Annotated in this window: 18 protein-coding genes, 1 tRNA gene and 1 pseudogene; 10 read left to right on the top strand and 10 right to left on the bottom strand. The window is 70.7% G+C overall.

All coding sequences use genetic code 11. The annotated features are described in order from the left end of the window. Both J4H91_RS15670 and J4H91_RS12545 read right to left on the bottom strand, forming a co-directional pair. Positions 1-111, bottom strand: a pseudogene (locus J4H91_RS15670) (leucine zipper domain-containing protein); the annotation flags it as partial. Between the two features lie 105 nt (positions 112-216). Next, positions 217-1,422, bottom strand: coding sequence for a phosphotransferase (locus J4H91_RS12545; RefSeq protein WP_208046601.1), 1,206 nt, complete (start codon positions 1,420-1,422; stop codon positions 217-219). A 118-nt stretch (positions 1,423-1,540) separates the two neighbouring features. On the opposite strand from J4H91_RS12545, the gene nudC reads away from it, so the two are divergent. Further along, positions 1,541-2,557 carry an NAD(+) diphosphatase gene (gene nudC / locus J4H91_RS12540; RefSeq protein WP_208046600.1) on the top strand — a complete coding sequence of 339 codons (1,017 nt, stop codon included), beginning with the start codon at positions 1,541-1,543 and terminating at the stop codon, positions 2,555-2,557. Next, the gene (locus J4H91_RS12535) at positions 2,550-4,226 is read left to right on the top strand and encodes an ATP-dependent helicase (RefSeq protein WP_208046599.1); all 1,677 of its coding nucleotides are present in this window, start codon (positions 2,550-2,552) and stop codon (positions 4,224-4,226) included. Before nudC ends, J4H91_RS12535 begins: the two co-directional genes overlap by 8 nt. A 51-nt stretch (positions 4,227-4,277) precedes the next feature. On the opposite strand, the gene J4H91_RS12530 is transcribed toward J4H91_RS12535, so the two are convergent. After that, positions 4,278-5,165, bottom strand: coding sequence for a hypothetical protein (locus J4H91_RS12530; protein WP_208046598.1), 888 nt, complete (start codon positions 5,163-5,165; stop codon positions 4,278-4,280). A 183-nt stretch (positions 5,166-5,348) separates the two neighbouring features. After that, on the bottom strand, positions 5,349-6,731 hold the full coding sequence (locus J4H91_RS12525; protein WP_208046597.1) for a zinc-dependent metalloprotease: 1,383 nt from the start codon (positions 6,729-6,731) through the stop codon (positions 5,349-5,351). Positions 6,732-6,878: 147 nt separating this feature from the next. Between J4H91_RS12525 and J4H91_RS12520 the strand changes: the two genes are divergently transcribed. Both J4H91_RS12520 and J4H91_RS12515 read left to right on the top strand, forming a co-directional pair. Continuing rightward, positions 6,879-7,982, top strand: a complete 1,104-nt coding sequence (locus J4H91_RS12520; RefSeq protein WP_341783540.1) for a YlbL family protein — start codon at positions 6,879-6,881, stop codon at positions 7,980-7,982. 91 nt (positions 7,983-8,073) lie between these two features. Continuing rightward, on the top strand, positions 8,074-11,097 hold the full coding sequence (locus tag J4H91_RS12515) for a UPF0182 family protein (protein WP_208046596.1): 3,024 nt from the start codon (positions 8,074-8,076) through the stop codon (positions 11,095-11,097). A gap of 172 nt (positions 11,098-11,269) precedes the next feature. Here J4H91_RS12515 and J4H91_RS12510 read toward each other — a convergent pair whose 3' ends face one another. The 3 genes from J4H91_RS12510 to J4H91_RS12500 form a co-directional block, all read right to left on the bottom strand. Beyond that, the gene (locus J4H91_RS12510; protein WP_208046595.1) at positions 11,270-11,692 is read right to left on the bottom strand and encodes a DUF1801 domain-containing protein; all 423 of its coding nucleotides are present in this window, start codon (positions 11,690-11,692) and stop codon (positions 11,270-11,272) included. Positions 11,693-11,900: 208 nt separating this feature from the next. Continuing rightward, a complete protein-coding gene (locus J4H91_RS12505) occupies positions 11,901-12,851 on the bottom strand; it encodes an NADP-dependent oxidoreductase (RefSeq protein WP_208046594.1) in 951 nt (316 codons plus the stop codon). Positions 12,852-13,146: 295 nt separating this feature from the next. Then, positions 13,147-13,223, bottom strand: a tRNA-Met gene (locus tag J4H91_RS12500). 141 nt (positions 13,224-13,364) lie between these two features. Between J4H91_RS12500 and J4H91_RS12495 the strand changes: the two genes are divergently transcribed. From J4H91_RS12495 to J4H91_RS12485, 3 genes are all read left to right on the top strand, one after another. Beyond that, complete coding sequence (locus J4H91_RS12495; RefSeq protein WP_208046593.1) at positions 13,365-15,770, top strand: hypothetical protein; 2,406 nt, start codon at positions 13,365-13,367, stop codon at positions 15,768-15,770. A gap of 247 nt (positions 15,771-16,017) precedes the next feature. Beyond that, on the top strand, positions 16,018-17,601 hold the full coding sequence (locus J4H91_RS12490) for a S1C family serine protease (protein ID WP_208046592.1): 1,584 nt from the start codon (positions 16,018-16,020) through the stop codon (positions 17,599-17,601). 70 nt (positions 17,602-17,671) lie between these two features. Next, a complete protein-coding gene (locus J4H91_RS12485) occupies positions 17,672-20,128 on the top strand; it encodes a CDP-glycerol glycerophosphotransferase family protein (RefSeq protein WP_208046591.1) in 2,457 nt (818 codons plus the stop codon). A 92-nt stretch (positions 20,129-20,220) separates the two neighbouring features. On the opposite strand, the gene J4H91_RS12480 is transcribed toward J4H91_RS12485, so the two are convergent. Next, complete coding sequence (locus J4H91_RS12480; RefSeq protein WP_208046590.1) at positions 20,221-21,273, bottom strand: glycosyltransferase family 2 protein; 1,053 nt, start codon at positions 21,271-21,273, stop codon at positions 20,221-20,223. A gap of 53 nt (positions 21,274-21,326) precedes the next feature. Between J4H91_RS12480 and J4H91_RS12475 the strand changes: the two genes are divergently transcribed. Beyond that, on the top strand, positions 21,327-22,568 hold the full coding sequence (locus J4H91_RS12475) for a CDP-glycerol glycerophosphotransferase family protein (RefSeq protein WP_208046589.1): 1,242 nt from the start codon (positions 21,327-21,329) through the stop codon (positions 22,566-22,568). A 122-nt stretch (positions 22,569-22,690) separates the two neighbouring features. On the opposite strand, the gene J4H91_RS12470 is transcribed toward J4H91_RS12475, so the two are convergent. Together J4H91_RS12470 and J4H91_RS12465 are read right to left on the bottom strand one after the other, a co-directional pair. Next, entirely contained in the window at positions 22,691-23,431 is a 741-nt protein-coding gene (locus tag J4H91_RS12470; RefSeq protein ID WP_208046588.1) for an ATP-binding cassette domain-containing protein, read from the bottom strand. A gap of 1 nt (position 23,432) precedes the next feature. After that, entirely contained in the window at positions 23,433-24,221 is a 789-nt protein-coding gene (locus tag J4H91_RS12465; RefSeq protein WP_208046587.1) for an ABC transporter permease, read from the bottom strand. Between the two features lie 64 nt (positions 24,222-24,285). Between J4H91_RS12465 and J4H91_RS12460 the strand changes: the two genes are divergently transcribed. Together J4H91_RS12460 and J4H91_RS12455 are read left to right on the top strand one after the other, a co-directional pair. After that, the gene (locus tag J4H91_RS12460) at positions 24,286-25,245 is read left to right on the top strand and encodes an ABC transporter ATP-binding protein (protein ID WP_341783539.1); all 960 of its coding nucleotides are present in this window, start codon (positions 24,286-24,288) and stop codon (positions 25,243-25,245) included. Then, positions 25,215-26,783, top strand: coding sequence for a hypothetical protein (locus J4H91_RS12455; RefSeq protein WP_208046586.1), 1,569 nt, complete (start codon positions 25,215-25,217; stop codon positions 26,781-26,783). The genes J4H91_RS12460 and J4H91_RS12455 overlap by 31 nt, the downstream gene beginning before the upstream one ends. The last annotated feature ends 47 nt before the right edge of the window (positions 26,784-26,830 follow it).

Raw genomic sequence — 26,830 nt, 5'->3', positions numbered from 1 at the left:
GCGCGAGATACCCATCGCGGCAGCGATATGGGATTGTTTCCAGCCCTGCTGATGACGTTGAATGATCAATCGCCTACCAGCAGGAGTCAGACGGGCGTTACGGTGGGTCACGAGAACCTCCGGGAATGGGTGAAGACGTTAGACATCTCCACTAAGCCCGGAGGTTCTCCTGTTTCACAAGCCCGTCGCTGCTACCAACGTCCTGACCGGGTACAGCTAGCCCCGCTCCTTGGCGGGCAGATCCTCGTCATCGATCGCGGCGGTCTCCTGCTCGTCGGCGTTCGCGATGGATCCCTCGCCCGCGTCAGCGGTCTCCGCACCCGGGCCCGACTCCGATTCCGCACCCGCCGGCTCGGCCTCGTCGGGCGTCTCGACGAACGCCGTCTCCACGCCGAACATGCGATCCTCGTCGAGCGCCTCGTACGCCGCCGTCTCGGAAAGGCGGTCGACGACCTCGGGGGTCTCCTCGAGCATCGCTTCCACCTGCTCCTCGGTGAGCGTGGCGCGAGCGAGCACGGGAGCGGTGCCGACGAGGCTGTCGACGAGCCGGTCGAGCATGTCGACCGCGTCGTCGATCACCTGCTGATCGTGCGCCTCGACCCCGTGCAGCAGCCAGCGGGCGATCTCCAGCTCTCGGTAGAGCACCGCACGGGCTCGCAGCGAGGGGAGGGACCCCGCGCTGCGGATCCTGCCGTAGCGCGCGAGCACCGAGTCGAGCACGTCGGTGCCGGCTGCGAGCAGCCAGGCGAAGTCACCGGCGGGGTCGCCGATCGAGAACTCCGACCAGCCGTCGACTCCGATGATCCGGTCGGCGTCGACGTAGAGCTGGTCCGCGTCGAGCGAGCCGTGCACCATGGCAGGCGAGAAGTCCCACAGCTCGGTGCTCTCGAGCACCCGCTCCCAGCGGCCCAGCACCGTCCGCGGCAGCAGTCGGGTGGCCGAGGCGCGATCCATGACACGGGTGGCCTGCAGTCGTAGGTCGCGGGAGCTGCGCACGGGCAGCCCGCCCTGCTGCGCGACAGTGCCGGGGAGGTCGTGGATCGCGGCGAGCGTCTCCGCGATGCTCTCGAGCAGCAGCGCATCCTCGGCGAGATCCTCCGCGGTGAACCGCGACCCCGTCAGCAGCGTCGAGATCACCGCCCGGGTCTCACCGGCCCGGGTGAGGCCGAGGGTCTCCGGCACGGCGAACGGCAGCAGCGTCTTGGATCCCTCGGAAAACGCGGCGAGCCCGAGAATCTCTGCCGATTGCCGCACCTCGGCGGCCTCGCTGCGCGGCACGCGCACGAGCAGCTCGCCGCGGTCGGTGGCGATGACGGCCGATGCGAAGTCGGGATCCCCGTCGTGACCCCTCACCCCGAGCACCTCGAGGTTCGGCACGGCCGATGTGGCGAGCGCGGCTAGAGTGAATGGGAGACTGGCCATGTACTCAGGGTAGGCATCTGCGCCGCAGGAGTCCCCGCGCCACGCGCACCGTCGCGGACACGGATCGCAGGATCCGGTGACGGGTGCCCTGGCCGGGGAAACGGAGGAGAGGGAATCGATGAGCGTGGACAAGCCGCCGTTCGCAAGCGGGATGCTGGATCGCGACGCCACCACGAGGATGAGCAGCGAGGCGCTCGAGGCCGCCTGGGCCGAGCCGGAAGCGGGGCTGCTCAGGCTGCGCGGGGTCGAGGCGCCGGTGGTTGCGGCGGTCGAGGACGCTGCGATCGACGGTGCTGCGGGTGCCGGTTTCGGCGGCGCTCGGGCCGACGGCTTCGAGGCCGGCGGCTCGGCCACGGGTGGCCGCGGCTACCGGCTCGCGCTGACCCCGGTCGAGGGATCCTTCGAGACTGTCGGAGACGACGGGCGCGTCGGGCACGTCTACCTCGGACGGGCCGAGGGGCGGCCCGTGTTCGGCGTGGCGGCGGCGCCGGGCGATGAGCCTCCGGCCGGGGCGGAGTGGCGGCACCCCTTCGAGGTGGGCTTCGCGCTCTCCGAGGTGGACCGCGAGCTGCTCGGCGTGGCGTCGGCGCTGCTGCGGTGGCACGAGTCGTCCCGGTTCTCGCCGCGGGACGGCAGAGCCACCGCGCCCGCGCTCGGCGGTTGGGCCAGGCACGACGAGCACGGGGGCGAGCACTTCCCGCGCACGGATCCGGCCGTGATCGTGCTGATCGAGCATGACGACCGGGTGCTGCTCGGGTCGAATGCCCTGTGGGAGACCGGCCGTTTCTCGCTGCTCGCCGGGTTCGTGGAGGCCGGCGAGTCGCTCGAGCAGACGGTGGTGCGCGAGGTGTTCGAGGAGGCGGGCGTGCGCCTCGGCGAGGTGGAGTACGTCGCGTCTCAGCCGTGGCCGTTCCCGCGTTCGCTCATGCTCGGATTCCGGGCGCGGCTCGCGCCCGGCGCCGACCCCGAGGAGCTGACGCCCGACCCGGAGGAGATCTCGGAGCTGCGGTGGTTCACCCGCGAGCAGGTGCGCCACCCGGAGCCGGGCATCAGGCTGCCCGCCGGCGCGTCGATCGCCAGGTGGATGCTCGACCGCTGGGTCGCGGAGGGCGACGGGGCAGTCGGCCTTGAATAGCCGCGACGCGATCCTCGATGCGCTCGATCCCGAGCAGCGCGAGATCGCGGAGTGCCTGCGGGGGCCGGTCTCGGTGCTCGCCGGTGCGGGGACGGGGAAGACACGGGCGATCACCCACCGCATCGCGCACGGTGTGCGCAGCGGCGTGTACGACCCGCAGCGCGTGCTCGCGGTGACCTTCACCCGCAAGGCGGCGGGTGAGCTGCAGGGGCGTCTGCGCGCGCTCGGAGCCGCGGGCGTGCGGGCGCAGACTTTTCACGGTGCCGCGCTCGCGCAGCTGAACCACTTCTGGCCGCAGGTGGTCGGCGGCCCCGCGCCCCGCATGCTCGCGGGAAAAGTCGCGACGGTGTCGCAGGCGGTGGAGGCGCTCGGGCTGCGGCTCGGGGGAGAGGCGCTGCGGGACATCGCTGCGGAGATCGAGTGGCGCAAGGTGTCGATGCTGAGCCTCGAGGCCTACGCCGAGCGGCTCGCGACGCGGGCGATCCCGCAGGGCTTGACGCCCGAGCAGCTGGTCGATGTGCAGCGAAAGTACGCGGAACTGCTCGAGGAGCGGCGGCAGGCCGACTTCGAGGACGTGCTGATGCTGCTCACGGGCATGCTCGAGACCGAGCCGCGGGTGGCGCTGCAGGTGCGCGAGCAGTACCGCTTCTTCACCGTCGACGAGTATCAGGACGTCTCGCCGCTGCAGCACGCGCTGCTGCGCGCGTGGCTCGGCGAGCGCGACGACGTCTGCGTCGTCGGCGACGCGAGTCAGACGATCTACTCGTTCACGGGTGCGACGAGTTCGTTCCTGCTGCGCTTCGGCTCCGAGTTCCCCCGCGCCAGGGAGATCCGTTTGGAGCGCAACTACCGCTCCCTCGAGCCGATCGTGCGCGTCGCGAATCGGCTGATGCGCGACCGGCCGGGCGCCCTGCGGCTCCACGCCATGCGCGAGGGGGGCGGCGAGAAGCCCGGCTTCGAGTGGTTCGCCGGCGATCAGGACGAGGCCGAGGCCGTCGCGGAGTCCATCGCCGGAGCGATCGCGAGCGGTGTGCCCGCCGCGGAGATCGCCGTGCTGTACCGGACCAACTCGCAGTCGGCCCGCTTCGAGGAGGCGCTGCGCAAGCGCGGCATCGGCGTGCGCGTGCACGGCGCCCAGCGCTTCTTCGACCGCGCCGATGTGCGGCAGGCGGTGATGCTGATCCGCGGCGAGTCGAAGGTCGCCGACTCCCGGCCCCTCTTCCAGATCGTGAGCGACGCGCTGCGCGCGATCGGGTGGACCGCGAACGCGCCGGAGGGCGCGGCGCAGCGCGACCGCTGGGAGGCGCTCTCTGCGCTGCTCGCCCTCGTCGACGAGATGCCGCCGGGTACCGGCATCGTCGAGTTCAGCGACGAGCTGATCGCGCGGCAGCGCGCGCACCACGAGCCGACGCTCGACGCGGTGACGCTGAGCGCCATCCACGCAGCGAAGGGACTCGAGTGGTCGCTCGTGCACCTCGTCGGCATGACCGAGGGGCTGCTGCCGATCGCGCACGCGGTCGACGACGAGGCGATCGACGAGGAGCGGCGCCTCGCCTACGTCGCCTTCACCCGGGCGAGGGATCGACTGCTGATCTCCGGCGTCTCGGGCACGGGGCGCGCGGCGCGCGAGCCGTCGCGCTTCATCGCCGAGGCAGGCATCCTCGGCTGATCCCGGTTCTCGGATGGCCATGGTTCTCAGCTGATCACCGTGCCGAACCGGTCACGATCCTCGGCTCATCACGGTCCTCCGCTGATCACGGGGTGCCGCCCGCGGCGCTTCGAGCCGTTCGCCGCATCCGCATCCCGGGTGGGGCGTCACGGCTTCGAGCGACGGCGGGCCCGAGACGGAGCCGAACGTCACTGGGATGACCCACCGGCTGCTCCGCGCCGATCTCCTCCCGGCCAACCACTCGCGCACCACGAGCGCCGCATATGCGGCGGCCAGCTCCGCCGCGGCTGCCGTCTCGCTCTGCGGCACCCGCCCGTGGAGCTGGGTCGCCAGCACGGGCAGAGCGGCGTCGGCTGCGACGAGCGCGAGCGAGACGCAGCTGTGGCAGGGCGCGCCCGAGGCCTCGATGACGGGTCCGACGTGCACGGCGCGGTCGGTGAATCGCAGCAGCAGGTGCGGTATTCCGGCGGAGAGCCAGCGCTGGGCCTGTTCGAGGGGTTCGAGATAGCGCTCGACGTGGATGATGAGCTCGCACTGCTCGGCGGTGTCGAGCGTGTCGATGTCGCACGGCTCTGTCGCCCCGAGCGCGCGGCGCAGCCCGGCGACGGGCCGGCCGTCGTCGTGGATCACCGTGCGCAGCGGCCGCAGCGGCCGGAGCGGCTGGGCCACGGGTCGACGCGGTCCGCGTCGTTCTTCGAGCAGTGCGGGGCGCAGCGCTTCCAGCACGCGCTGCACCTCCTGCGGCGTCGTTCCGGTGCGCCTCGCCTCGCTCTGCAGTCGGTCGGAGGACACGCCGGAGCGGAGCGCGCCGATCAGGCGCTGCATCGCCGCGGTCGGCCGGTGGACACGGGCGACGGCGCGATCGAAACCGATACGCACGGTGTCGGCGTCCTCCCAGCAGAGCGGGAGGTCGGGGTGGATCAGGGTGGTGGTGTTCATGGAACGAGTCTGCGCCCCGCGGGGCGGGCAGATCCGGTTATCCACAGCGGAAGATGTCGAAACGACGAGAAAACAGCCATCGCTGAGGCTGTGGAGGGAGAAGCGGGGGAGCTCGACCGGTGGGCGGGGGAGCGGCTTCGAACTCGCTTCGCTCGCCGGGCCGGCGGTGCGGGCGGGAGGTCGCTACGAGCGGCCCTCGGATCCCTCGCCGTCCTCGCCCTCGTGCGGAGGGAGCTCGCCGTCGAGCAGCTGCGCGAGCGCCGCATCGAACTCGTCGTCCGCGAGGCTCGGGCCCGCCCCGGCGATTCCGAGCCGCTCCAGCAGTCGCGCCGGATGGTCGAGTTCCTCCGCGGTCGGCAGCAGGTCGGGGTGCGCCCACAGACCGTCTCGGGTGGCCGCGTCGCTGCGCTCGGCGACGAGCCGCCACACGGCAGCCGCGTCGCGCAGCCGCCTCGGGCGCAGCTCGAGCCCGGCGAGCGCGCTCAGCGCGTGCTCGGCCGGCCCGCCGGCCGCTCGCCTGCGGCGCACCATCTCGGCGATGCCCTCGGCCCCCGGGATGCGCTTGGCCGCATCGGCCGTGACAACGTCGACCCAGCCCTCGACGAGCGCGAGCATGGTCTCCAGCCGCGCGTGCGCGGCCTGCTGCGCCTCGGTCTTCGGCGGGATCAGGGCGCCGCCCGAGATGAGCTCCTGGATCTGCTCGGGGCTCGACGGGTCGAGCTCGCGGGCCGTCTCCTCGAGCAGATCGGTGTCGATCCGGATCCCTCGCGCGAAATCGGTGATCGCCGTGGTCAGGTGCAGCCGCAGCCATTTCGCGTGTCTGAACAGCCTCGCGTGGGCGAGTTCGCGCACGGCGAGATAGAGGGTCACCGTCTCCGAATCCTGCTCGAGCCCTTCCGCGAACGCCTCGACGCCGCTCGGCAGCAGCGCACCGCCCTCGCGGCCCTGCCCGGACATGAGCGGAATGCCGATGTCGCCCGCCGACAGCACTTCGCCCGACAGCTTGCCCACGATCGTGCCGAGCTGCACCGCGAACAGAGCGCCGCCGACGCTGCGCAGCATGGGGGCCGCTCCCTGCAGCGCCCCGCTCAGCTCCTCGGGCATCTGGCTCTGCAGCGCCTCCATCAGCGCCCGGCTGATCGACTCGGCCACGGGCTCCGCGAAGCCGATCCAGGTGTCGACGGTCTGCTGCACCCACTCGATGCGAGTGAGGGTTCGCGGGGCGTCGGGGGTGGCGCCGATCTCCGTCGCCTCGTCGAGCCACAGCGTCGCGACGGGGAAGGCCCGCATGGCGGGAGCGGGATCGCCCGAGGACCCGCCCGAACCGGCGACCTCGATCGCCGTGCGGCGGGTCACCGACCAGTCGATGCCCTCGCTCGGCTGTCGCATCGCCCCCTGCAGTGTGGCGAAGAGGCCCTGCAGGGTCGCGGGGTCGGCGGGGATGCCCGCGGCCTTCGCGAACTGCTCGGCGTCCATGCCGCCCTCGGGCAGTCCCTGTCCCGAGAGCATCTCCCTCAGGATGCGCTGCAGCTCCTCGAAATCCTTGCCGTGCTCGTCCGCGCCCATAGCCGAATCTCCTCGTCTCGTCCGATTCCACGCTACGGCACGACACCCGGTTCCGCCTGCTAGATTGACCGTCGCATCCCATTTCCATTGCGCCCACTGCGAACAGGAGCAGCCCGGCTCCCGGCGCCCGATCCGCCGAGGAGCATCGTGCAGGAGTTCGAGCCGATGCGCACCGTCGAGGACGAGCGGCGGGTGCTGCGCAGGTGGCTGTGGACGGCGGTCGCCGCGTGCCTGCTGCTGCTCGCCGCCGTGATCCCCGCCCCGTTCGTCATCGAGCGCCCCGGCCCGACGGTCGACGTGCTCGGAGACGTCGAACTCGAGGACGGAGAGACGCAGCCGGTCATCGAGGTTCGGGGCGCCCCGGCATCGGACGGCGAGGGATCCCTCCGCTTGCTCACCGTCTCGGTGGCGGGGAGCCCCCAGCACCCGAGGAGCTGGCTCTCGCTCGTTCCCGCACTGATCGATCCCTCTCAGCAGGTGCTGCCCGTCGACGAGGTCTTCCCGAGCGGCACGACGGAGGAGCAGCGCGACGCCGCGAACACGGTGCTGATGGACGACTCGCAGGCGAAGGCCGCAGCCGCGGCCTTCCGATATCTGGGCGAAGATGTGCCGGAGCGGATCGAGGTCGCGGCCGTCATCGACCCTGGCCCCTCCGTCGGAGCACTGCTCGAGGGCGACGTGATTGTCCAGGCCGGGGGTGCGCCCGTCGCGGGTTACGCGGAGCTGCGCGAGCGCATCGTCGCCTCGGGAGCGGGGAAACCCCTCGAACTGGTCGTCGAGCGCGACGGCGCGGAGGTCGAGACGGCCGTCACCCCCGTCGTACCCGATGGCGGGAGCGAACCCATGCTCGGCACGACCGTCGCATCCGAGTACGAACTGCCCCGCAAGGTCGACTTCTCGCTCGGCGACATCGGTGGCCCGAGCGCCGGCCTCGTCTTCTCGCTCGGCGTGGTCGAGCTCATGACTCCCGGATCCCTGTTCGACGGGGTGCAGGCGAGCGGCACGGGCACCATCGCCTCGAGCGGCGAGGTCGGGCCGATCGGCGGCCTCGAGCAGAAGATGTGGGCGGCCTCGCGGGCCGGGGGCGGGCTCTTCCTCATGCCGATCGGCAACTGCGCCGATCTCCCGGAGCGCATCCCCGACGGGCTCGAGGTCGCGCCGGTGGCCACACTCGAAGAGGCCGTCGCAGCGGTCGAGGCGGTCGCCGAGGGGCGGTCTCCCTCGGGTGTCGAGCGCTGCACCGCCGGCTGAGCGGACCGATCCGGGGAAGTGTCAGCGGCGCCCGCTAGGCTGGTACGAACTGCCTCGAGCTCGTGCAGTCCGGACAGGAAAGTAGAGGGACGTGACCGACCAGAACGCCTCAACCCGGCCCCCGCGGGGGCGCCGCTTCTCACCGCTTGCGATCACGATCGTGCTCGTGGTGGTGCTGATCCTCGGATTCCTCGGCGTCGCGGCCGTCATGGCCGAGGTGCTGTGGTACCGCCAGCTCGACTTCCTCCCGGTCCTGACGACCCAGTGGATCGCCGCGGGCACGATGTTCCTGATCGGATTCTTCGGAATGGCGATCCCCGTCTTCCTGTCCATCGACATCGCCTATCGCAAGCGCCCCGTCTACGCGCGTCTCACGGCCCAGCTCGACCGCTACCAGGAGATCTTCGAACCGCTGCGCCGCCTGGTGAAGTGGGCGCTGCCCGCCGTGATCGGCGCATTCGGCGGCTTCTCCGCCGCGACCCAGTGGCAGCGCGCGCTGCTGTGGCTCAACAGCTCTCCCACGGGCGAGAAGGATCCGCAGTTCGGCCTCGACACCTCGTTCTACCTGTTCGACCTGCCGCTGCTGCAGGGGGTCGTCGGCTTCGCCTCCGCCGTGATGCTGATCTCCCTCATCGGCGGGGTCGCCACCAGCTACCTCTACGGCGGCATCTCGTTCTCGGGCCGCGATGTGCGGGTCTCGAAGGCCACGCGCATCCAGGCGGCGATTCTCGCAGCGCTCTACCTGCTGCTGCAGGGCGTGAGTCTCTGGCTCGACCAGTACCGCCTGCTCAACGACCCGTCGGGGCTCATGACCGGCGCGATGTTCCAGGACGTGCACGCGGTGATCCCGGGCAAGCAGATCCTCGCGGGCATCGGCGTGCTCGTGGCCGTCCTGTTCCTCGTGACCGCCTTCACCGGCAAGTGGCGACTGCCCGTCATCGGTACGGCGCTGTTCCTCATCTCGAGCATCGTGCTCGGCATCGGCTACCCGTGGGCGGTGCAGCAGTTCCAGGTGAAGCCCGACGAGAAGAGCCTCGAGGCCGAGTACATCCAGCGCAACATCGACGCGACCCGGGCCGCATTCGGCATCGACGCCGTGGAGACCGAACGCTACGACGCGGTCACCGACGCCGAGCCTGGCGCCCTGCGCAACGACGCCGTCACCACGGCCAACATCCGCATCATGGACCCGGAGGTGATCTCGCGCACCTTCGCGCAACTGGAGCAGAGCAAGCAGTACTACACCTTTCCGAACTCGCTGAACGTCGACCGCTACGAGATCGATGGCAGCGTGGAGGATACGGTCTCCGCCGTGCGCGACATCAACGTCTCCAACGACGAGAGCTGGTACAACCGGACCCTCGTCTACACCCACGGCTACGGACTCGTCGCGGCATACGGCAATCAGCGCTCTCCGGGCGGCGAGCCGGTCTTCCTGGAGAGCGGAATCCCGACGAGCGGCAAGCTCGGCGAGTTCGAGCCCCGCGTCTACTTCGGCATGAACTCGCCGGAGTACTCGATCGTCGGCGGCGAGCGGAAGAAGCCGATCGAGCTCGACTACCCCGCAGACGCCGAGAGCGAGGCGGAGGCCTCGGCCGAGCAGGACGAGGCCGCGGCACCGGCGGAGGATCCCGCGCAGAATCAGGAGAACGCCGACACCGAGGCGGCCGATGCGGAATCCGGCGACACGAGCTCCAGGCAGAACCTCACGACCTTCGCCGGCGACGGCGGGCCCGAGCTCTCGAACGTCTTCACCAAGCTGATCTACGCGCTCAAGTTCCAGGACATGGAGGTGCTGCTCTCGGGCGCCGTGGTCGACGGCTCGCAGATCCTCTACGACCGCAATCCGATCGACCGCGTGCAGAAGGTCGCGCCGTATCTGACCCTCGACTCGGCACCCTACGCCTCCGTGGTCGACGGCCGGGTGGTCTGGATCGTCGACGGTTACACGACGTCGGCCGACTACCCCTACTCGGAGGTGCAGGACATGAACGCCCTCACCGTCGACGCCGACAACGAGCGGGTGAACGTCATGCCGAAACCGGTCAACTACATCCGCAACTCGGTCAAGGCGACGGTCGACGCCTACGACGGCTCGGTCTCCCTCTACGCGTGGGACGAGGAGGACCCGCTGCTCAAGGCATGGGGGCAGATCTTCCCGGGAACCCTCAAGAGCGTCTCCGACATGAGCGGCGATCTGCTCAGCCACGTACGGTACCCCACCGACCTGTTCAAGGTGCAGCGCGAACTGCTCGGTACCTACCACGTCAGCGACCCCGGCGCCTTCTACTCGCGCGAGGACGCCTGGCGCACGCCCGCGAATCCCGTCGGGCAGACCGGCGACGGCGAGCAGTCCCTCGCGCAGCCGCCGTACTACCTCACCCTCGCAGCGGGGGCGGGTGCCGAGCCGAGCTACTCGATCTACTCGACCTTCATCCCCGACGCCCGAGGCGAGGGCGCGCGCGACATCCTGACCGGGTACCTCGCAGCGAACTCCAACGCAGGCTCCGAGGACGGTAAGGTATCCGACGGCTACGGCACGCTGAAGCTGCTGACGCTGCCGAAGAGCAACACGATCCCCGGCCCCGGACAGGTGCAGAACAGCTTCAACACGGACCCCAAGGTGTCGACGGAGCTGAACATCCTCGACCAGCGCGGCACGAAGGTGATCAGCGGCAACCTGCTCACCCTCCCCGTCGGCGGCGGTCTGCTCTACGTGCAGCCGGTGTACATCGAGGCGACCTCGGGCACGCGCTTCCCGCTGCTTCAGAAGGTGCTGGTCTCGTTCGGCGACGAGATCGCGTTCGAGGACACGCTCGACGGCGCGCTCGACGTGCTCTTCGGCGGAAACTCGGGTGCGAGCGCGGGTGACGGCGACGTCGACCAGACGGAGACGCCCGATGCGCCGGACGACGGGACGACCCCGCCCGACGACGGCTCGTCCGCCGGCTCGGGCGGCGGATCGCAGAGCACCGACGTGGCCGCCGCGCTGCGCGACATGAGCCAGGCGCTCAAGGACCGCGACGCGGCTATGAAGAACGGCGACTGGGCCGCCTACGGCGAGGCCGACGAGCGGCTGCGCGCCGCGCTCGAGATCGCGCTGCAGGACGAGTAGTCCCGCGATCCCTCACCCCGACTCGAAGGGCGCTCTCCTACAGAGGGCGCCCTTCGCAGTTCGCGGGCTCCGTGATTCGGAACCGCAGCGGTGATGCGAGTCCGGCTCGCACCGCCGGTTGAACGAGGAGCGCATCGACGAGTCGAAACCGCAGTGGAGAGGCGAAGCGGGCTCACACCGCCCGGGAGCGGCTTTCGGCGAGGGATCGTTCGAGGAGTTCGCGCAGCGCGGAGCGATCCACGCCCGTCAGCCGGGTGAGGTAGAGGCAGGCCTTGCTCGCCCGGTACCGGCCCAGACGCTCCATGAGATCGGGCCAGCGCTCCGCGAAGTCGTCGACCAGGTAGAGCGTGTGCCTGGCCGAACCGGTGGCGAAGGCGAGTTCCGGCATGCGGCCGCCGTGCCCGCTCTCGTAACGGTACTCGTACTCTCCGAAACCGATGATGCGGCGGGCCCATACGACCGGTTCGGCGCCGGTGAGTTCGGCGTGGAGGGCCAGCAGTTCGTCGGCTTCCGCGCGTCGCGGCCCCGTGACGCGGTCGAGCACTTCCGCGACGGGCATGTCGGAGGGGGACATCGCGGGCTGTTTCGCGGCCATGGGCTTCCTCGCTGTCGTGCGTTCGGGAATGCTTGCATGGTACCGGAGGTGCTGGCTCGATCCCCGGTCGTGCGCGATCCCTCGCGGTGCTCGATCCCTCGCTCGGACCTGACAGCTCATTCGGATTCAGAGCCCCGTTTCGATCCGAATGAGCTGCCAGATCCGAGAGAGGTGACGCTTGGTGAGACTGCGCGTGGTGAGGCCGCGACTACTCCATCGTGATCACGATCTTGCCCGCAGTTCTGCCGGTCTCGCCGAGCCGGTGGGCGTCGGCGATCCTGTCGAGGGGGAACGTCTCGGCGATCGTGGCGCGGAGCCTGCCGGCCTCGACGAGCTCGGCGATCGAACCGAGGTCGGCCCTGGAGGAGTCGACGAGCATGCGCAGCGCGCGAACGCCCAGGCGGTCGGCCTCGCGGTAGAGGTCGTCCGAACCGATCGGCAGGATCGAGACGAGGATCCCGCCCGGGCGCAGAGCGCGGAGAGAACGAAGCGAGGTGTCGCCTCCGATGGTGTCGAAGACGACGTCGACGTTCTTCGCGACCTCGGCGAAGTCCCGGTTCCGGTAGTCGATCGGCTCGTCCACGCCCAGACTCCGCAGGAAGTCGTGCTTGGCCTCGCTCGCGGTGCCGAGCACGTGCGCTCCGCGCGCCTTCGCGATCTGCACGGCGACATGCCCCACGCCGCCGGCCGCAGCATGGATCAGCACGCGCTGCCCCGGTTGCAGCTCGGCGTACTCGACCAGCGCCTGCCACGACGTCAGTGAGACCAACGGCAGGGCCGCGGCTTGGACGTGGTCGAGCGATGCCGGCTTCGGTGCGAAGACGCGCGCCGGGGCTGCGACGTACTCGGCGTGCGAGCCGTGCCCGAAGGGGTAGGAGAGCATCCCGAAGACCTCGTCTCCCGGCCGGAAGCGGGCGACGCCCACGCCGACGGCTTCGACGACGCCCGAGACATCCCACCCGAGCACGAACGGGGGATCGCCGATGAACCCTCCGCGTGCGCGGTGCTTCCAGTCGGTGGGGTTGATGCCCGCCGCGCGCACGCGCACGAGTATCTCGTTGGTGCGCGGCTCGGGCCGAGGGATCTCGACGACCTCGAGCACCTCGGGTGCTCCGAGGGAGTGCTGGACGGCGGCTCGCATCGTGGGTGTCGTGCTCATGACCACTACGATGCCAGGCCGACGGAGATGAGCCAACCGGGCGAGCCCGGGCGGTCTCGTCTCAGCCGATGATCCGATCACCCGGTCAACCCCGGAACGTCGTCCACAGGGAGAACGGGGAAGGGCGAAGAAAGTCGTGAGAACGTACTTTCCGCTCCCACGTGCCGCCTCCTGGGCGTTGGAATCGCCAGCCCGGTTCCGGATCCGGCCGCCGTGCAACGGGATTCTGACGCATCGGCACATCCGGGAAAGGCGGAAGGCCCTGATCAGTTTTCCCTGATCAGGGCCTTCCTCATGGTTGCGGGGGCGGGATTTGAACCCACGACCTCCGGGTTATGAGCCCGGCGAGCTACCGAACTGCTCCACCCCGCGGCACAAGAATTAACTTTAGCACGGATCTGAACGAATGCAAATCCGGCGTGTCCCAGCCGCTGTGGATGGCGTCTGCGGGCCGGCGCTTCAGCGATGAGCATGGTCGCCACGGCCCACTCGGGTCGCGGAAGGAGACCCCACATGAAGATCCCAGTTCCTGATGCGCCGCGCCGCGGGCCGCGCTTCGGATTCCTCGCCTCGATCGTGCTGCTGGTCGGGATGCTCGCGACGGTGATGCCCGCCGCGGCGCCGAGCCCCGCGCGAGCGGCGTCGTACAGTCACGGGGTGAGTTTCGGCGGCTGGGAGGTCGGGGCGTTTCTCAGCTCGACGGGCCAGCTCGTCTACTGCGTCGAGCCGGGGGCGTCGGAGCCGCGCGCAGCGCAGAACACGCCCGTGCCGGTTGGCACGTTGACCGGCTATACGACGCAGGCCCGTGACGAGACCGGCTGGAACGGGACGGTCTCGGTCGGCCCGATGTCGGGCGAGTCGCTGCGCAGGATGAACTGGCTGCTGACGAAGCACGGGCAGAGCGCCGATCCCGGCATGGCGGCGGTCGTGCAGATCGCGATATGGATGCTGCGCTACGACTCCGGCACCTCGCCCTGGCTCGACCACCATTTCGGGTGGATCGCGGCCCACGGCGGCGGAGACCATCTCGCGCACGCCAGATCCCTTCTGGCCGAGGCGGAGGCTGCGACCGGGCCCCGCTCGACTCCGGTTCCCGAAGCAGAGCTGTCGCTGGCGCTCGACGCTGAGCAGGGCAGGGGACGGGTCGACTACCCGGCCGGCACCACCGCGATCACCCTGGAGGGAGCCGTGTTCGAGGGCGGCGGCGCCGAGTTGCGGGTCGACGGAGGCGCGGCGGGCAGCGCCTCGTGGACAACCGAACTGCACGCCGAGGGCTGGCAGCGGGAGCACCGCGTCACGGCGACGGGGGAGTGGAATCACGTCGAGGAGGTGTGGCCCGCCGAGGTGATGCTGCACAGCGCGACCGAGGCCAACCAACAGGATCTGGGTTCGATGGTCGGCCCGTTGCAAGACGCCCATCGCGCTCCGCTCGGCCCGGTGTCGGCGGTGATCGACACACGCTTCGCGCCGGTGCTGTCCACGCGCACCGACCAGCCGATCGTGGAGCGCGGAACGGGCAGGTTCTCCGATCTCGTCACCCTCTCGACGCTCGAAGGAGAGACGCCCTGGGCTTCCAGGCGGCATGCCGACGGCTCGGTCGAGTATGCGCCGGTCGTCGCCGAAGGCGTGCTCTACGGACCGTTCTCCCACCCGCAGGCAGTTGCCGATCACGCACCGCAGGGCGCGCCGGTGGCCGGGCGGGCGAGGCTCATCGCCGACCGCGGGCCCGGGGAGTATCGCGCCGAGATCGATGCGGCGCCCGGTGAAGCCGGTTACTACTCCTGGGTGTGGCGCATCGACGAGTCGGAACAGCGGCCCGAGGTGCGCGCGGCGGGACTGCTGCCGTCGGGGTACGGCTTCGCCGATCGCTTCGGCCTGCCCGAGGAGGGGCAGACGGTTCCCTCGACGCTGCACTGGAGCACCGAACTCGAGTCGCGCGAACTGGCGCTCGATTCGCTCGTGCTGAGGGATCGACTGACGGCTTCGCTCCGTCACGGTGCCTGGCTGCGCGATGAGAACGGCTCCAGGATTCCCGCCAGGATCAGACTGACCGTATACGGGAGCGCCGAGGAACCGGTACGAGCGCCGCAGCCCCCGCCCGGGGTCGGCGAGATCGCGCGGGTCTTCGCCGACATCGACAGCACCGGGGAGATCGAGGTGGCCCCGATCGAGCTGCCTTTCGAGACGCGCGGATGGGTCACGGTGCAGGCCTGTCTGCTCTCCGAGGAGCAGTCCGAGGAGCACCGCGGGCTGATCGCCGAGTGGTGCGACGACTTCGGCGTGCCCTCCGAGACCGCGCGCATCTCGGTACCGACGGTACGCACCGAGGCGCAGCCGAGCGCCGTCGTCGGCGAGGCCTTCGGAGATGTCGCCTTCGTGGAGGGTCTCGTGCCGGCCGGTGCCGAGCTGGGCTTCGCGTACTACCTCGCCCCCGCGGCCGGCGAGCCCAAGTACGACGAGCGATGGGAGCCGAGGACCGATGAGAACGGTGAGCCTGTGCTCTGGGAGGAGACCGAACTGGCCGCGATGACCGAGGAGGAGCGCTGTCTCGCGCAGCCCGTCGCCACCACGGCGAGGGTCGAGGTGCGGGCTGCGGGGCGCGTGTCATCGCCGCGCATCGTGGCGCGGAGCACGGGCGTCGGATACTGGGTCGAGGATCTGACGATGCCGCACCCCGAGACCGGGGAGCGGGTGGAACTGCACCGAGGCGCGTGCGGTCTCGAGAACGAGCGCACTGAGATCCTCGATCAGGAGCGGCCTCTTCCCGCGCCGAACACATCGGCCGCGACCGAGCTCTCGGCGACTGGTGGAGTCGACCCCCGGTTCGCCCTGCTCGGGGTCGTGCCGCTCGCCGGGGCGGGCCTGACCATGCTTCTGGCGGCGAGAAGGCGGAGCGGAGGGGCTGGGCTCCGCGAGTGAGAGCTGCGCGTGAGGGCTGGGGTAGACCCTGCGGACGAACCCTTCAGGCGGACCAATCGGGGGAGTGCCGCGGGCGAGCCCCGCGTGAATCCCGCACGTGAAGCCCTGTCGATGGATCCTGCGGATGCGTCCCCGGATCGGGGCGTCGTCGATGCGGCGCCCCGATCCGCAGCACCCCTGCAGCAGTCGCAAATGATTTTCATAAGTTGCGTCGGCATGCTGGTTCCAACGAGAAAGGGAGCCTTCCATGAGCACCACGCCTGACCAGGAACCGTCCGCCCCGAACCAGGCTCCGCACGCGGAGCGGTCGGTCGGCACCCCGACCGAGTCGGCGCCGACCGCCCCGACCGCCGCCTACACGCAGCCGACCGTCCCGCTTCCCGAGCAGGGCGCGTATCCTGCGGCCCCGCACGCGGGGCACGTGCCGGCTGAGGAGCAGCATCAGGCCGCGCAGCCGCAGAACCCGCAGTTCGGCACCGCCCAGCCGCAGGATGCGCATCAGCACGGCGATCAGACCGCGCAGCCGCAGTTCGCGGCAGGCCAGGCCTTCGCACACGAGCAGCAGGGGCAGGCGGAGCCTCTGCACGGTCATGACACCGCGACGGCGCAGCCGAAGAGCCGCACCGGTGCCCTGCTCGCGGGGCTCGCGATCGGTGCCCTGCTCGGCGGCGTGGTGGGCGGCGGCGTCTCCGCCATCGTGGCGTCGAACGTCGCACAGCCGAACTCGACCGCGCAGGGCGGCGGAACGCTGACGCTCAGCAACTCCCGGAGCGCGACCGCCATCTCGGGCGTCGCCGCGGTCGCCACTCCGAGCGTCGTGACGCTCGAGGTCGCGGGGTCGAGCGCCTCCGGCTCCGGATCGGGCGTGATCTACAGGGAGGACGGCTACATCATCACGAACGCGCACGTCGTCACGCTCGACGGGGCAGCAGGGACGGACGCCGCGATCCGCGTCAAGCTCAGCGACGGGCGCATCCTCGACGGAGAGACCGTCGGGGTGGATCCCTACGCCGACCTCGCCGTCGTGAAGGTCGACGCGGAGAACCTTCCGGCCGTGAAAGTCGCCGACTCCTCCGAGCTCAACGTGGGCGACGTGACCGTGGCGATCGGCGCTCCCATGAACCTCGCCAACACCGTGACGAGCGGCGTCATCAGTTCCGTCGACCGGGGCATCTCGGTCGGAAGCCCGCTGATCCCGCAGGATCCCTCGCAGGGTCAGGGCCAGGATCAGGACCAGGGCGACGGGGGCGGCGGCTTCCCGTGGGACTTCCGCTTCGGCACCCCCGAGCAGGATCAGGGGCAGCAGCAGTCGTCCGGAGGCACTGTGACGCTGCCGGTCATCCAGACCGACGCCTCCATCAACCCGGGCAACTCGGGCGGCGCCCTGCTCAACGACCAGGGCGAGCTGATCGGCATCAACGTGGCGATCGCCTCGCCGACGAGCTCCAACGGCACCGCGGGAAGCGACGGCCTCGGCTTCGCCATCCCGTCGAACCTCGCCTCGCGGGTGGCCGATGCGCTCATCAAGGGCGAGCAGCCCTCGCACGGCCTGCTCGGCGCCTCGGTCGGCGATTCGAGCCAGGACACCGACGAGGACGCGAACCACGCGGGCGGCCTGCTCATCGAGGTCAACCCGGGCGGGGCCGCGGAGAAGGCCGGACTGCGTGCAGGCGACGTGATCACCGCGGTGAACGGGATCCCCGCCGCCGACGGCACCTCTGTCTCGGCGCTGATCCGCATGAACGAGGGCGGCAGCGATGTGAAGATCGACTACACCCGTGGAGGCAAGGCCGCCGAGACCACGGCGACGCTCGACCGGCTCGAGTGGTAGTACCCGGAGGCCGGCACGGCAGCGGCTCGCGCCGCCGTGCCGGCCTTCGCCATGCCCTACAGTGGTTGCGATGACTACCGGCGGCTTCCGATTCGCGAGCGGCAACCTCGCCAAACTGCTCGCGCTTCCCAAATACCTGCTCTCCGCGGTGCTCGCGTGGTTCATACCCCGGGCACCGGAGCGCTGGGTGTTCGGCAGCGGGATCGGAGTGGGCGAGGGGGCGCTCGCGCTCGCGCGCCGACTGCGGCAGGAGGATCCGCAGGCGCGCATCACCTGGCTCGTGTCCGACGAGACAGAGGCCGACGAGGCGCGCGCGGAGGGATTCGAACCCGTCCTGCGCAGCAGTCGCGCCGGATACTGGGCGACGCTCAGGGCCGCGGTCATCGTCGTCACCCACGGCCTGGGAGACGCGAATCGTTTCGGCGTGTTCGGCGGGTTCGTCGTGCAGCTCTGGCACGGCGCTCCGCTCAAACGGCTGCACCTCGACACCTCCGTCACGACCTCGGTGCGCGGGCCCGCCCCGATCAGGGCGCTGCTGAAGCGCATGTACCTCGTGGGATCGCGCGAGGTCGACCTCTACGTCGCGGGATCGGTCGTCGCGGCCGAACGCCTGCGGTCGGCGTTCCGCGTCGAGCCGGGCAAGGTGCGCGTGCTGGGCGACCCCCGCGACGACGAACTCGCCGTGCAGGCCGTCGATCCCGCTGCGGCCCGGGCGGCACGCGCCCGGCTGGTCGCCCTTCTCGCAGCAGGCCCCGCGGGAGCCGGACGCGCCGAGGGCGCCGCGGGCGTGGTGGATCCGGCAGCCGCAGCGGACCTCGCGGACGGCGAGGGATCCGGCCCGGCCCCGATCGCCCACGGCGCCCGCATCCTGCTCTACGCACCGACCTGGCGGGACGGCGAGACCGACCCCGCCGTGCCGACCGAGGCGGAGACGGCGATCATCAGGGCCGCGCTCGACCGCCTCGACGCGCACCTCGTGATCCGCCCCCACCCGCTCGGCCGCGGCGCCTACTCGCACCTCCTCGGAGGTCGTATCCACCTGCTCGAGGCCGCCGTCGCTCCCGATGTCACCCCGCTGCTCGGCGGCGTCGACACCGTCATCACCGACTACTCGTCGATCGCGCTCGACTACGCGCTGCTCGGGCGTCCCGTGGTCTGGTTCGCCCCCGACCTCGAAAGCTACGTCGGCAGCCGCGGCCTCTACGAGCCGCTCGAGGTGACGAGCGGGGGGCGCATCGCACGCGACTGGGCCGACGTCGTGTCGCGCCTCGACGAGCTCGCGGGCAACCGTGCGGTGCTCCGCTCGGCGCAGGCCGAGACCCGGGCGCTCGCGGCCCGCTTCCATGCGCACCCCGAGGGCGGAGCCGCGGCGCACGTGCTCGCCGAGGTGCGGAGGCTGCGCACGCCGGCCCGCGAGCTGATCGCGGAGAACGCCGTCTTCTTCGAGAGCTTCTACGGACGCCAGGTGAGCTGCAACCCGCTCGCGATCGACCGCGAGATCGCCGCACGGTTCCCTGAGACCACCCGGTACTGGAGCGTCACAAGCGAGCGCCAGGAGGTGCCCGAGGGGGCGATCCCTCTGCTCGTCGGAGGCCGCGAATGGTTCGCCGCCCGCCGCTACGCGCGGCTGCTCGTCGTCAACGACTGGCTCAGGTACGGCTTCCGCCGCAGGCGCGGCCAGACGGTGCTGCAGACCTGGCACGGCACGATGCTCAAGCACCTGGCGCTCGGCCGCCCGAACGTGAGTCTGCGCACCCGGCTCGCCGTTCGCCGCGAGAGCCGGCGCTGGAGTCTCATGCTCTCCCAGAACCCCCACTCCACCGAGCAGTTCCGCTCGAGCTACGCGTTCAGGGGCGAGATCCTCGAGCTCGGATACCCGAGAGACGATCGCCTCGCCAGCGCCGTGCTCGGCGAGCACGAGCTGAACCCCATCGCGGTTCGCGCCGCGCGCGAGGAGCTCGGCGTGCGCCGGGGAACGTCGGTGCTCGCCTACATCCCCACCTGGCGCGACGGCGGACTCACCCTCGTCGACGATCTCGACGTGCACCGCCTCGCAGCCGAGCTCGGCGAGGAGTGGACCGTGATCGTGCGGGGCCACACCCGTACGCACGCGTTCGGCGGCTATGTCGGTTCGGGCGGCGTGATCGACGCCTCGCAGCACCCCTCGGTGGAGGACGTGCTGCTCGCGTCGGACGTGGTCGTCACCGACTTCTCGTCGGTCATGTTCGACGCCGCCGTCGCGCGCCGCCCGCTGCTGTTCTTCGTGCCCGACCTCGAGGCGTATCGCGACCGGGAGCGCGGCTTCACCTTCGACTTCGAGCGCGAGGCGCCCGGCCCCCTGCTGTCGCGACGCGACGAGGTCGTCGGCATGGCCCGGGCGCTTCGCGACGAGGGATCGGACGCGGCCTGGATGCGCGAATCCGCCGACGCCGCGCGCGCCTGGCGCGAGCGCTTCGCCCCGCACGACGACGGGCATGCCGCAGAACGCGTCGTCGACGCGCTCGTCGACCGCGGCGCGCTCGACTGAGGCGGGAGCTCCGGGTAGGCGACCGCGTCGCGCCGGGGTGACGAGCCTCACCGCGGGCGACGCGCGTACTCGGCCGCGGACGGGGCCCGGGCTCAGGCCCTCGAGCGGTCCACGACCCGCCCGCCGCCGAACAGGATCCCTCGCAGGAACCCGGTGCCCCAGCTCAGGTGCATCGTCACGAGCGTCGCGGCGGTGCGCAGGCGGTCGCCGATCCCACGCTGCTCCGGAATGCGGATCGTCGCGTAGCCGATGCCGAGCAGGTAGAGCACGGCCGGGGCGAGCAGCAGGAGCCACCAGGAGGCCCAGGGGAGCACGCGGGCGACAAGCAGCAGGAGGCCGACGGCGCTCACCGCGAGTGCGATGACGAGGGTGCCGGGCGCGAAGAAGCGCCACGGGTTGGCCCTGCCGTATCTACGCACGAGCACGGCGCGCCAGGTGCCCGTCGCGAAGAACTGCTTCGCGAGATCCCCGAAGCTCGCCCGAGGCCAGTAGGTCACCTGCAGCGAGGGATCGAACCACACGCCGTAGCCCGCGCGCCGCAGTCGGAGACTCAGCTCCCAGTCCTCGCCGCGGAGGATCGCGGGGTCGTAGCCGCCGACCGCCTCGAGCGCGTCTCTGCGGAAGATGCCGAGGTAGGCCGATTCGGCCGGCCCGGGTGCGCCGTCGCCGTGGTAGGCGCCTCCGCCGAGCCCGAAGGGACTGTTGTAGCCGCGCGCGATCGCCCGTTGCACGGGGGAGCGCCCGGCCGCCCGCATGATGCCTCCGACGTCTGCGGCATCCGACTCGCGCAGCGTCGCGATGCCGCGGCGGGTGTAGTCGGGGGTGAGCTCCGAGTGCGCGTCGACGCGTACGATGACGGGGTTGCGGCTCGCCGCGATCGCGCGGTTGAGCCCTGCGGGGATGTCGCGCTCGGGGTTCGCGACGAGACGCACGCGCGGATCCTCGGCGGCGAGGCGCTCCGCGATCTCGTCGGTGCGGTCGCGGGAGGGGCCGAGCGCGAGCACGATCTCCTTCTCGCCCGGGTAGTCCTGCGCGAGGATCGTGCGCACGGCCGCCTCCAAGAACCCCTCCTCGTTGAGAACCGGCATGACGTAGCTCACGGCGGGTGTTTCGGGGAGAGGGATCACCCGTCGATCCTCCCACATCGTGCCTGCGCACGCGCGGGGGTTTCCCGGCCGCGCGCGGATATGCTGGTTCGATGCATGTGGCGAAGGACGTGGTGCGCGCGGTCAAGCTCGCGAAGCGGGTGCTCAAGCGTCGGCGGGTGTTCGCGGACACCCGGCGCAGGGTCGAGGAGCGGGGGGAGCTGCCCCTGGGACGCTTCCGCGTCGGCGTCTACTTCGCCGACAGCGACGTGAACATCTACCAGATGCGGCAGTGGTACGCGCCGCTGCGCGAGCTGTCGAAGCGCTGGCCCGTGCTCGTGCTCGCCCGCAACGCGGCGGGCGCCGGGCTGCTCATGCAGGAGAGCGGCCTCGAGGTCGCCTTCGTGCAGAAGGTCACCGACATCGAGGAGGTCATCGAGCGGCAGCCGCTCGAGGTGATCCTCTACGTGAACCAGAACACCCGCAACTTCCAGATGATGCGCTACGGGCGGCGCTGGCACGTGTTCATCAATCACGGCGAGAGCGACAAGATGTACATGACCAGCAACCAGCACAAGGCGTACGACTACGCGCTGGTCGCGGGCGACGCCGCGCGGGCCCGCCTGTCGAAGGCGCTCTGGGACTACGACGTGGAGCGCTGCACGATCCCCATCGGCAGGCCCCAGACCGACCACCTGACGGGGGAGCCGCCGTTCACGCCCGACGATCGCACGGTCGTGTTCTACGCGCCGACCTGGGAGGGTGATCGCCCGGCAGCGCATTACGGCTCCGTCGCCACGCACGGCGAGAACCTCGTGCGGCGGCTCATCGCGACGGGCAGGCACCGCGTGGTTTACCGTCCGCACCCCCGCAGCGGCGTCGTCGACCCCGAGTTCGGCGCGGCCAACGAGCGCATCATCGCCATGATCGACGAGGCCAACCGCCAGGATCCCTCGGCCCAGCACGTCTACGACACCGCACCTGGGCTCGGCTGGCAGCTGAGCCTGCCCGACGTCGCCATCTGCGATATCTCGGCGATGGTCTACGACCGGCTCGCGACGGGCAGGCCGATCATGGTGACCCGGCCGACGGACCCGGAGGCCGAGGTCGACGAGGGCGGCTACCTCAGCGTCTGCGAGTGGCTCGACGCGTCGGAGACCCCGCGGATCGACGCGGTGCTCGACCGGGTGATCGGCGACGACGCGGCGCGCGAGCGGCTCACGACATGGTCGAGCCGCTACTTCGGCGACACCTCGCCCGGCGCGCCGACGCGCCGCTTCCACGACGCGATCGAGACCCTGCTCGCGCGGGCCGACGCGTGCCGCGAGGCCGAGGGATCCCTCACCGCTGATTGAGCGAGCGGAGCCACCTCACCGCTGATTGAGCGAGCGAAGCGAGTCGAAATCAAGGCGTCCATCCCGGGTTTCGACTCGGCTTCGCCTCGCCGGGCCAGCGGGTCGAGATTGAGGGATCGCCTCTACGCGGGGTGATCGGCGTTGTAGCGCTCGAGCACCTCGTCGATCGGGCCGTCGAGCACGAGTTCGCCCCGGTCGAGGTACAGGCCCCGCGTGCAGAAACGACGCAGGTCGCGCTCGTTGTGAGAGACCAGGAAGAGCGTCTTGCCCGCGGCGAGCAGTTCCTCGATGCGGCGGTAGCACTTCGCCCTAAAGGCCTTGTCTCCGACGGCGAGCACCTCGTCCACGAGCAGCACGGGCTCGTCGAGCTGCGACACGACCGCGAAGGCGACGCGCACCTTCATGCCGCTGGAGAGATGCTTGAAGGGGGTGTCGATGACGTCACCCGCACCGGCGAACGAGATGATGTCGTCGAAGCGCTCCGCGATCTCGCGCCGTTTGAGCCCGTGCATGCCCGCCGTGAGCAGCACGTTGTCGCGCACCGTCAGGTCGCCGGCGAAGCCGCCGGTGAGCTCGATGAGCGGGGCTACGCCGCCGTGCACGCGCACCGATCCCTCATCGGGCAGCAGCACGCCGGCCACGAGCTTCAGCAGCGTCGACTTGCCCTGGCCGTTGCGGCCTACGACGCCGATCGCCTCGCCGGTGCGCACCGTGAAGCCCACATCGCGCAGGGCCCAGAACTCGCCGGGCGCCGTTCGGCGCGCGCGACCTGCGAAAAGGTCCTTGAAACTGCGCCGCGAGCCCCGGTTGCGCCGGAAGCGCACACCGAGGTCGCGCGCCGTGATGATCGCTTCGTCCGTCACGTCACAACTCCTTCAGCACGCCGCCGACCGAGCGGCGGAAGACGAGGGCGCCGACGACCAGCAGCACGGCGGTGATGCCCGCGGAAGAGGCCACGAGACCCCAGTCGAGCTGATCCGGGAAGAACCCCGCGCGGAAGAGGGAGAAGATGCCGGAGAGCGGGTTGAGCCACGCGAGGGGCTGCGCGAAGTGCGGCAGATCTCCGGCGCCGTAGATGACCGGCGAGGCGTAGAACAGCACCCGCAGCAGCAGCTTGATCGCGCGCTCGAAGTCGCGGAAGAAGACGGTCAGCGGCGCCACGATGAGGCCGATTCCCAGGATCAGGGCGGCGAGCAGCACCGCTCCGAGCGGGAAGAGCAGGAGGCCCCAGCCGACGCTCGCGCCGGAGAAGACCGCGAAGCCGACCAGCACGGGGAGGCTCAGCAGGAACTCGATGCCCTTCGACGCCACGATGCGGCCCACCCAGATCCACCGCGGGAGCGCCACTGAGCGCACGAGCTTCACGTCGCGCAGGAACGCGCGGGTCGAATCGCTCACCGCGCCGTTGAACCAGACCCAGGGCAGCATCGCGGTGAGCAGGAAGACGATGTACGGGCTCTCCCCGACGGTGCGGTTGAACACCTGCGTGAAGATGAACCAGTAGATGAGGCTCATCAGCAGCGGATCGAGGATCGACCACAGATAGCCGAGCAGCGAGGTCGAATAGCGCACCTTGAGGTCGCGCCGCGTCAGCAGCCACAGCGACGACCACGCCGTGGCGCGGGCGGAACGGTGCTCGGGGGATTGGGTCACAGAAGCTATTCTGCCGGTTCCAGGCTGGGCGGAGTAGCGGAGGATGTTTTGGTAGATTAGACGCGTGCCGCCCGAGACCTCTTCCACCGTGCCCTCTTCCGCACCCGACCAGACGCCCCAGACCGGCGACGGGTCGCCGAACGCATCCTCCCAGGCTTCCGCGGAGGCCTCGTCGCACGCTCCGAGGACGGGGCGCATCCAGGTGCCGACGCCCTCCGTGGTGCGCGCCCGTGAGCGAGGTCGCATCGCCGCCCAGAATCCGGTCGTGCTGCGCACCGAGATGCTCACGAAGACCTACGGCACACTCGTCGCGGCGAACGAGGTCTCGGTCGAGGTGCACGCGGGCTCGTTCACTGGCTTCGTCGGCCCCAACGGGGCGGGCAAGACGACCACGCTCTCGATGATCAGCGGCCTGCTTCGCCCGACCTCCGGGCGAGTCGCCGTCGGCGAGGTCGACGTGTGGACCGACGGCCCGGCGGCGAAGCGGCTGATCGGCACACTGCCCGACCGTCTGCGGCTCTTCGACCGGCTCACCGGTGCGCAGCTGCTCTACTACTCCGGTGTGCTCCAGGGCGTCGCCGAGGCCTCGCTCGCGCAGCGCGCGGGCGAACTCGCCGAGGCCTTCGGACTCGAGTCGGCGCTCGGACGCCTCGTCTCCGACTACTCCGCGGGCATGCAGAAGAAGATCGCGCTCGCCTGCGCCATGATCCACGCGCCCGACGTGCTCGTGCTCGACGAGCCCTTCGAGGCGATCGACCCGGTCTCGGCGTCGAACGTCACCGAGATCCTGGAGAAGTACGTGGCCGGCGGCGGCAGCGTCATCATGTCGAGCCACAGCCTCGACCTCATCCAGCGCGTCTGCGACCACGTCGCGATCATCGTCGACGGCAGCGTCATCGCCCAGGGCACCGTCGACGAGGTGCGCGACGGCGTCAGCCTCGAAGAGCGCTTCACCCGACTGACCGGCATGAGCGATGCCAAGAAGGGACTCGAGTGGCTGCACGGCTCCTCCGACTCCGAGTAGCGCTGCTGGGCGGCGCCTTCCGCGGGTCGTTCCTCAGGGGCCTGCGAACGGTCGTCCTCTTCCTGCTGCTCGCCGCGGGCGCTGTCGCGCTCGCCCTGCTGCCGGGTCTGCTCATCGCGGACGCCGGCGAACTCCGCACGGTCGACACCGTGATCGGCGGGTTGCTGCTCGCCGCCGTCTTCGTGGTGCCCTTCTTCGAGAATCGGCGTCTGCTCGACGCGCGCCAGTTCGCGCAGTTCCCCGCGGGCCCCGGAACGATCGCGATCTCGCTGCTGCTGACCTCGGTCATCAGCAGGCCGTTCCTGCTGCTCGCGATCTGGCTCGTCTCGCTCGGCGTGCTGCGCCCCGGGTGGCACTCGCCCGGCTGGGCCGCGCCCGTGGCGTTCGTGCTCGCGGCGCTGCTCGCGATGTGCAGCGTGCGCGTGAGCGCGGGCATCTCCAGGCTCATGGCCGGTGCTCGGCACGCGGGCACCGTCCGCACCGTCGGCGTGCTGCTCGCCGTCGCATTCCTCCCCGTCGCCGTGTTCGCCGTCACGACCGCGCTGTCGGGCGGGGTCTCGGGGCTCGGCGAGACCGCCCGCATCCTCGGGTGGACGCCCTTCGGCGCGCCGTTCGCCGGCCTCGCGCTGCTCGCGGCGGGCGACACGGCGGGCGGGCTGATCCGACTCGGGATCGTCGCCGTCTCGGTGCTGCTGCTGCTCGTGGTCTGGGTGCTCGTCGCGACGGTGTCGAACCAGCGCATCGACCGTCCGCTCGATCCGGGCATCGCCCGCAGCGGCCTCGGCTGGTTCGAGCGATTCGCCGCGCGGCCGTCCCAGGTGATCGCCGCGCGCGAACTGACCTACTGGGCTCGCGATCCGCGATACCGCGTGGCGCTCTTCGCGATCCCCGTCGCGCCGATCATCATGCTCGTCGCGCTCTGGATCGCCGGCGTCGACCCGCACACCCTGGCGCTCGTGCCGCTCCCGGTCATCCTGCTGCTGCTCGGCTGGTCCCAGCACAACGACATCGCGATGGACTCGACCGCGATCTGGACGCACGTGGCGAGCGGCACCCGTGGCCGCGCCGACCGCGCCGGCCGCCTCGCCCCCGTGATGATGATCGGCATCCCGCTCGCGCTCATCGGCTCGAGCATCACGGTGACGCTGCTGGGCGACTGGCGCGTGCTGCCCTCGGTGCTCGGTCTGAACCTCGGCGTGCTGCTCGTCTCGAGCGCCTCGTCGAGCGTGTTCTCGGTGCTCATGCCCTATCCCGCGACCCGACCGGGCGACAGCCCGTTCGTGCAGCCGCAGTGGTCGGGCTCGGGCTCGGGTCTCGCGCAGACGCTGTCGATCGTGACGGCCCTCGTGCTCTCGGCCCCCGTCGTCTGGATGTCGGTGAACGCGATGGTGCACGTCGAATTCGCCGACAACGCCTGGGCGCTGCTCTTCGGCGCCGGGTACGGGGCGGCGGTGCTGGGGCTCGGCATCGTGATCGGCGGCTGGCTCTTCGACCGCAGCGCGCCCGAGCTCATCGCCGTGACGCAGGTGTTCGACTGAGCGAGGCGGCATGGTGCCGCGGTGCCGCCGCGGGTGCTGCCGTCGCG

The organism is Leucobacter ruminantium, from assembly GCF_017565705.1.
GTDB classification, from domain to species: Bacteria; Actinomycetota; Actinomycetes; order Actinomycetales; family Microbacteriaceae; genus Leucobacter; species Leucobacter ruminantium.
This window is presented reverse-complemented; position numbering and strand designations above follow the sequence as displayed.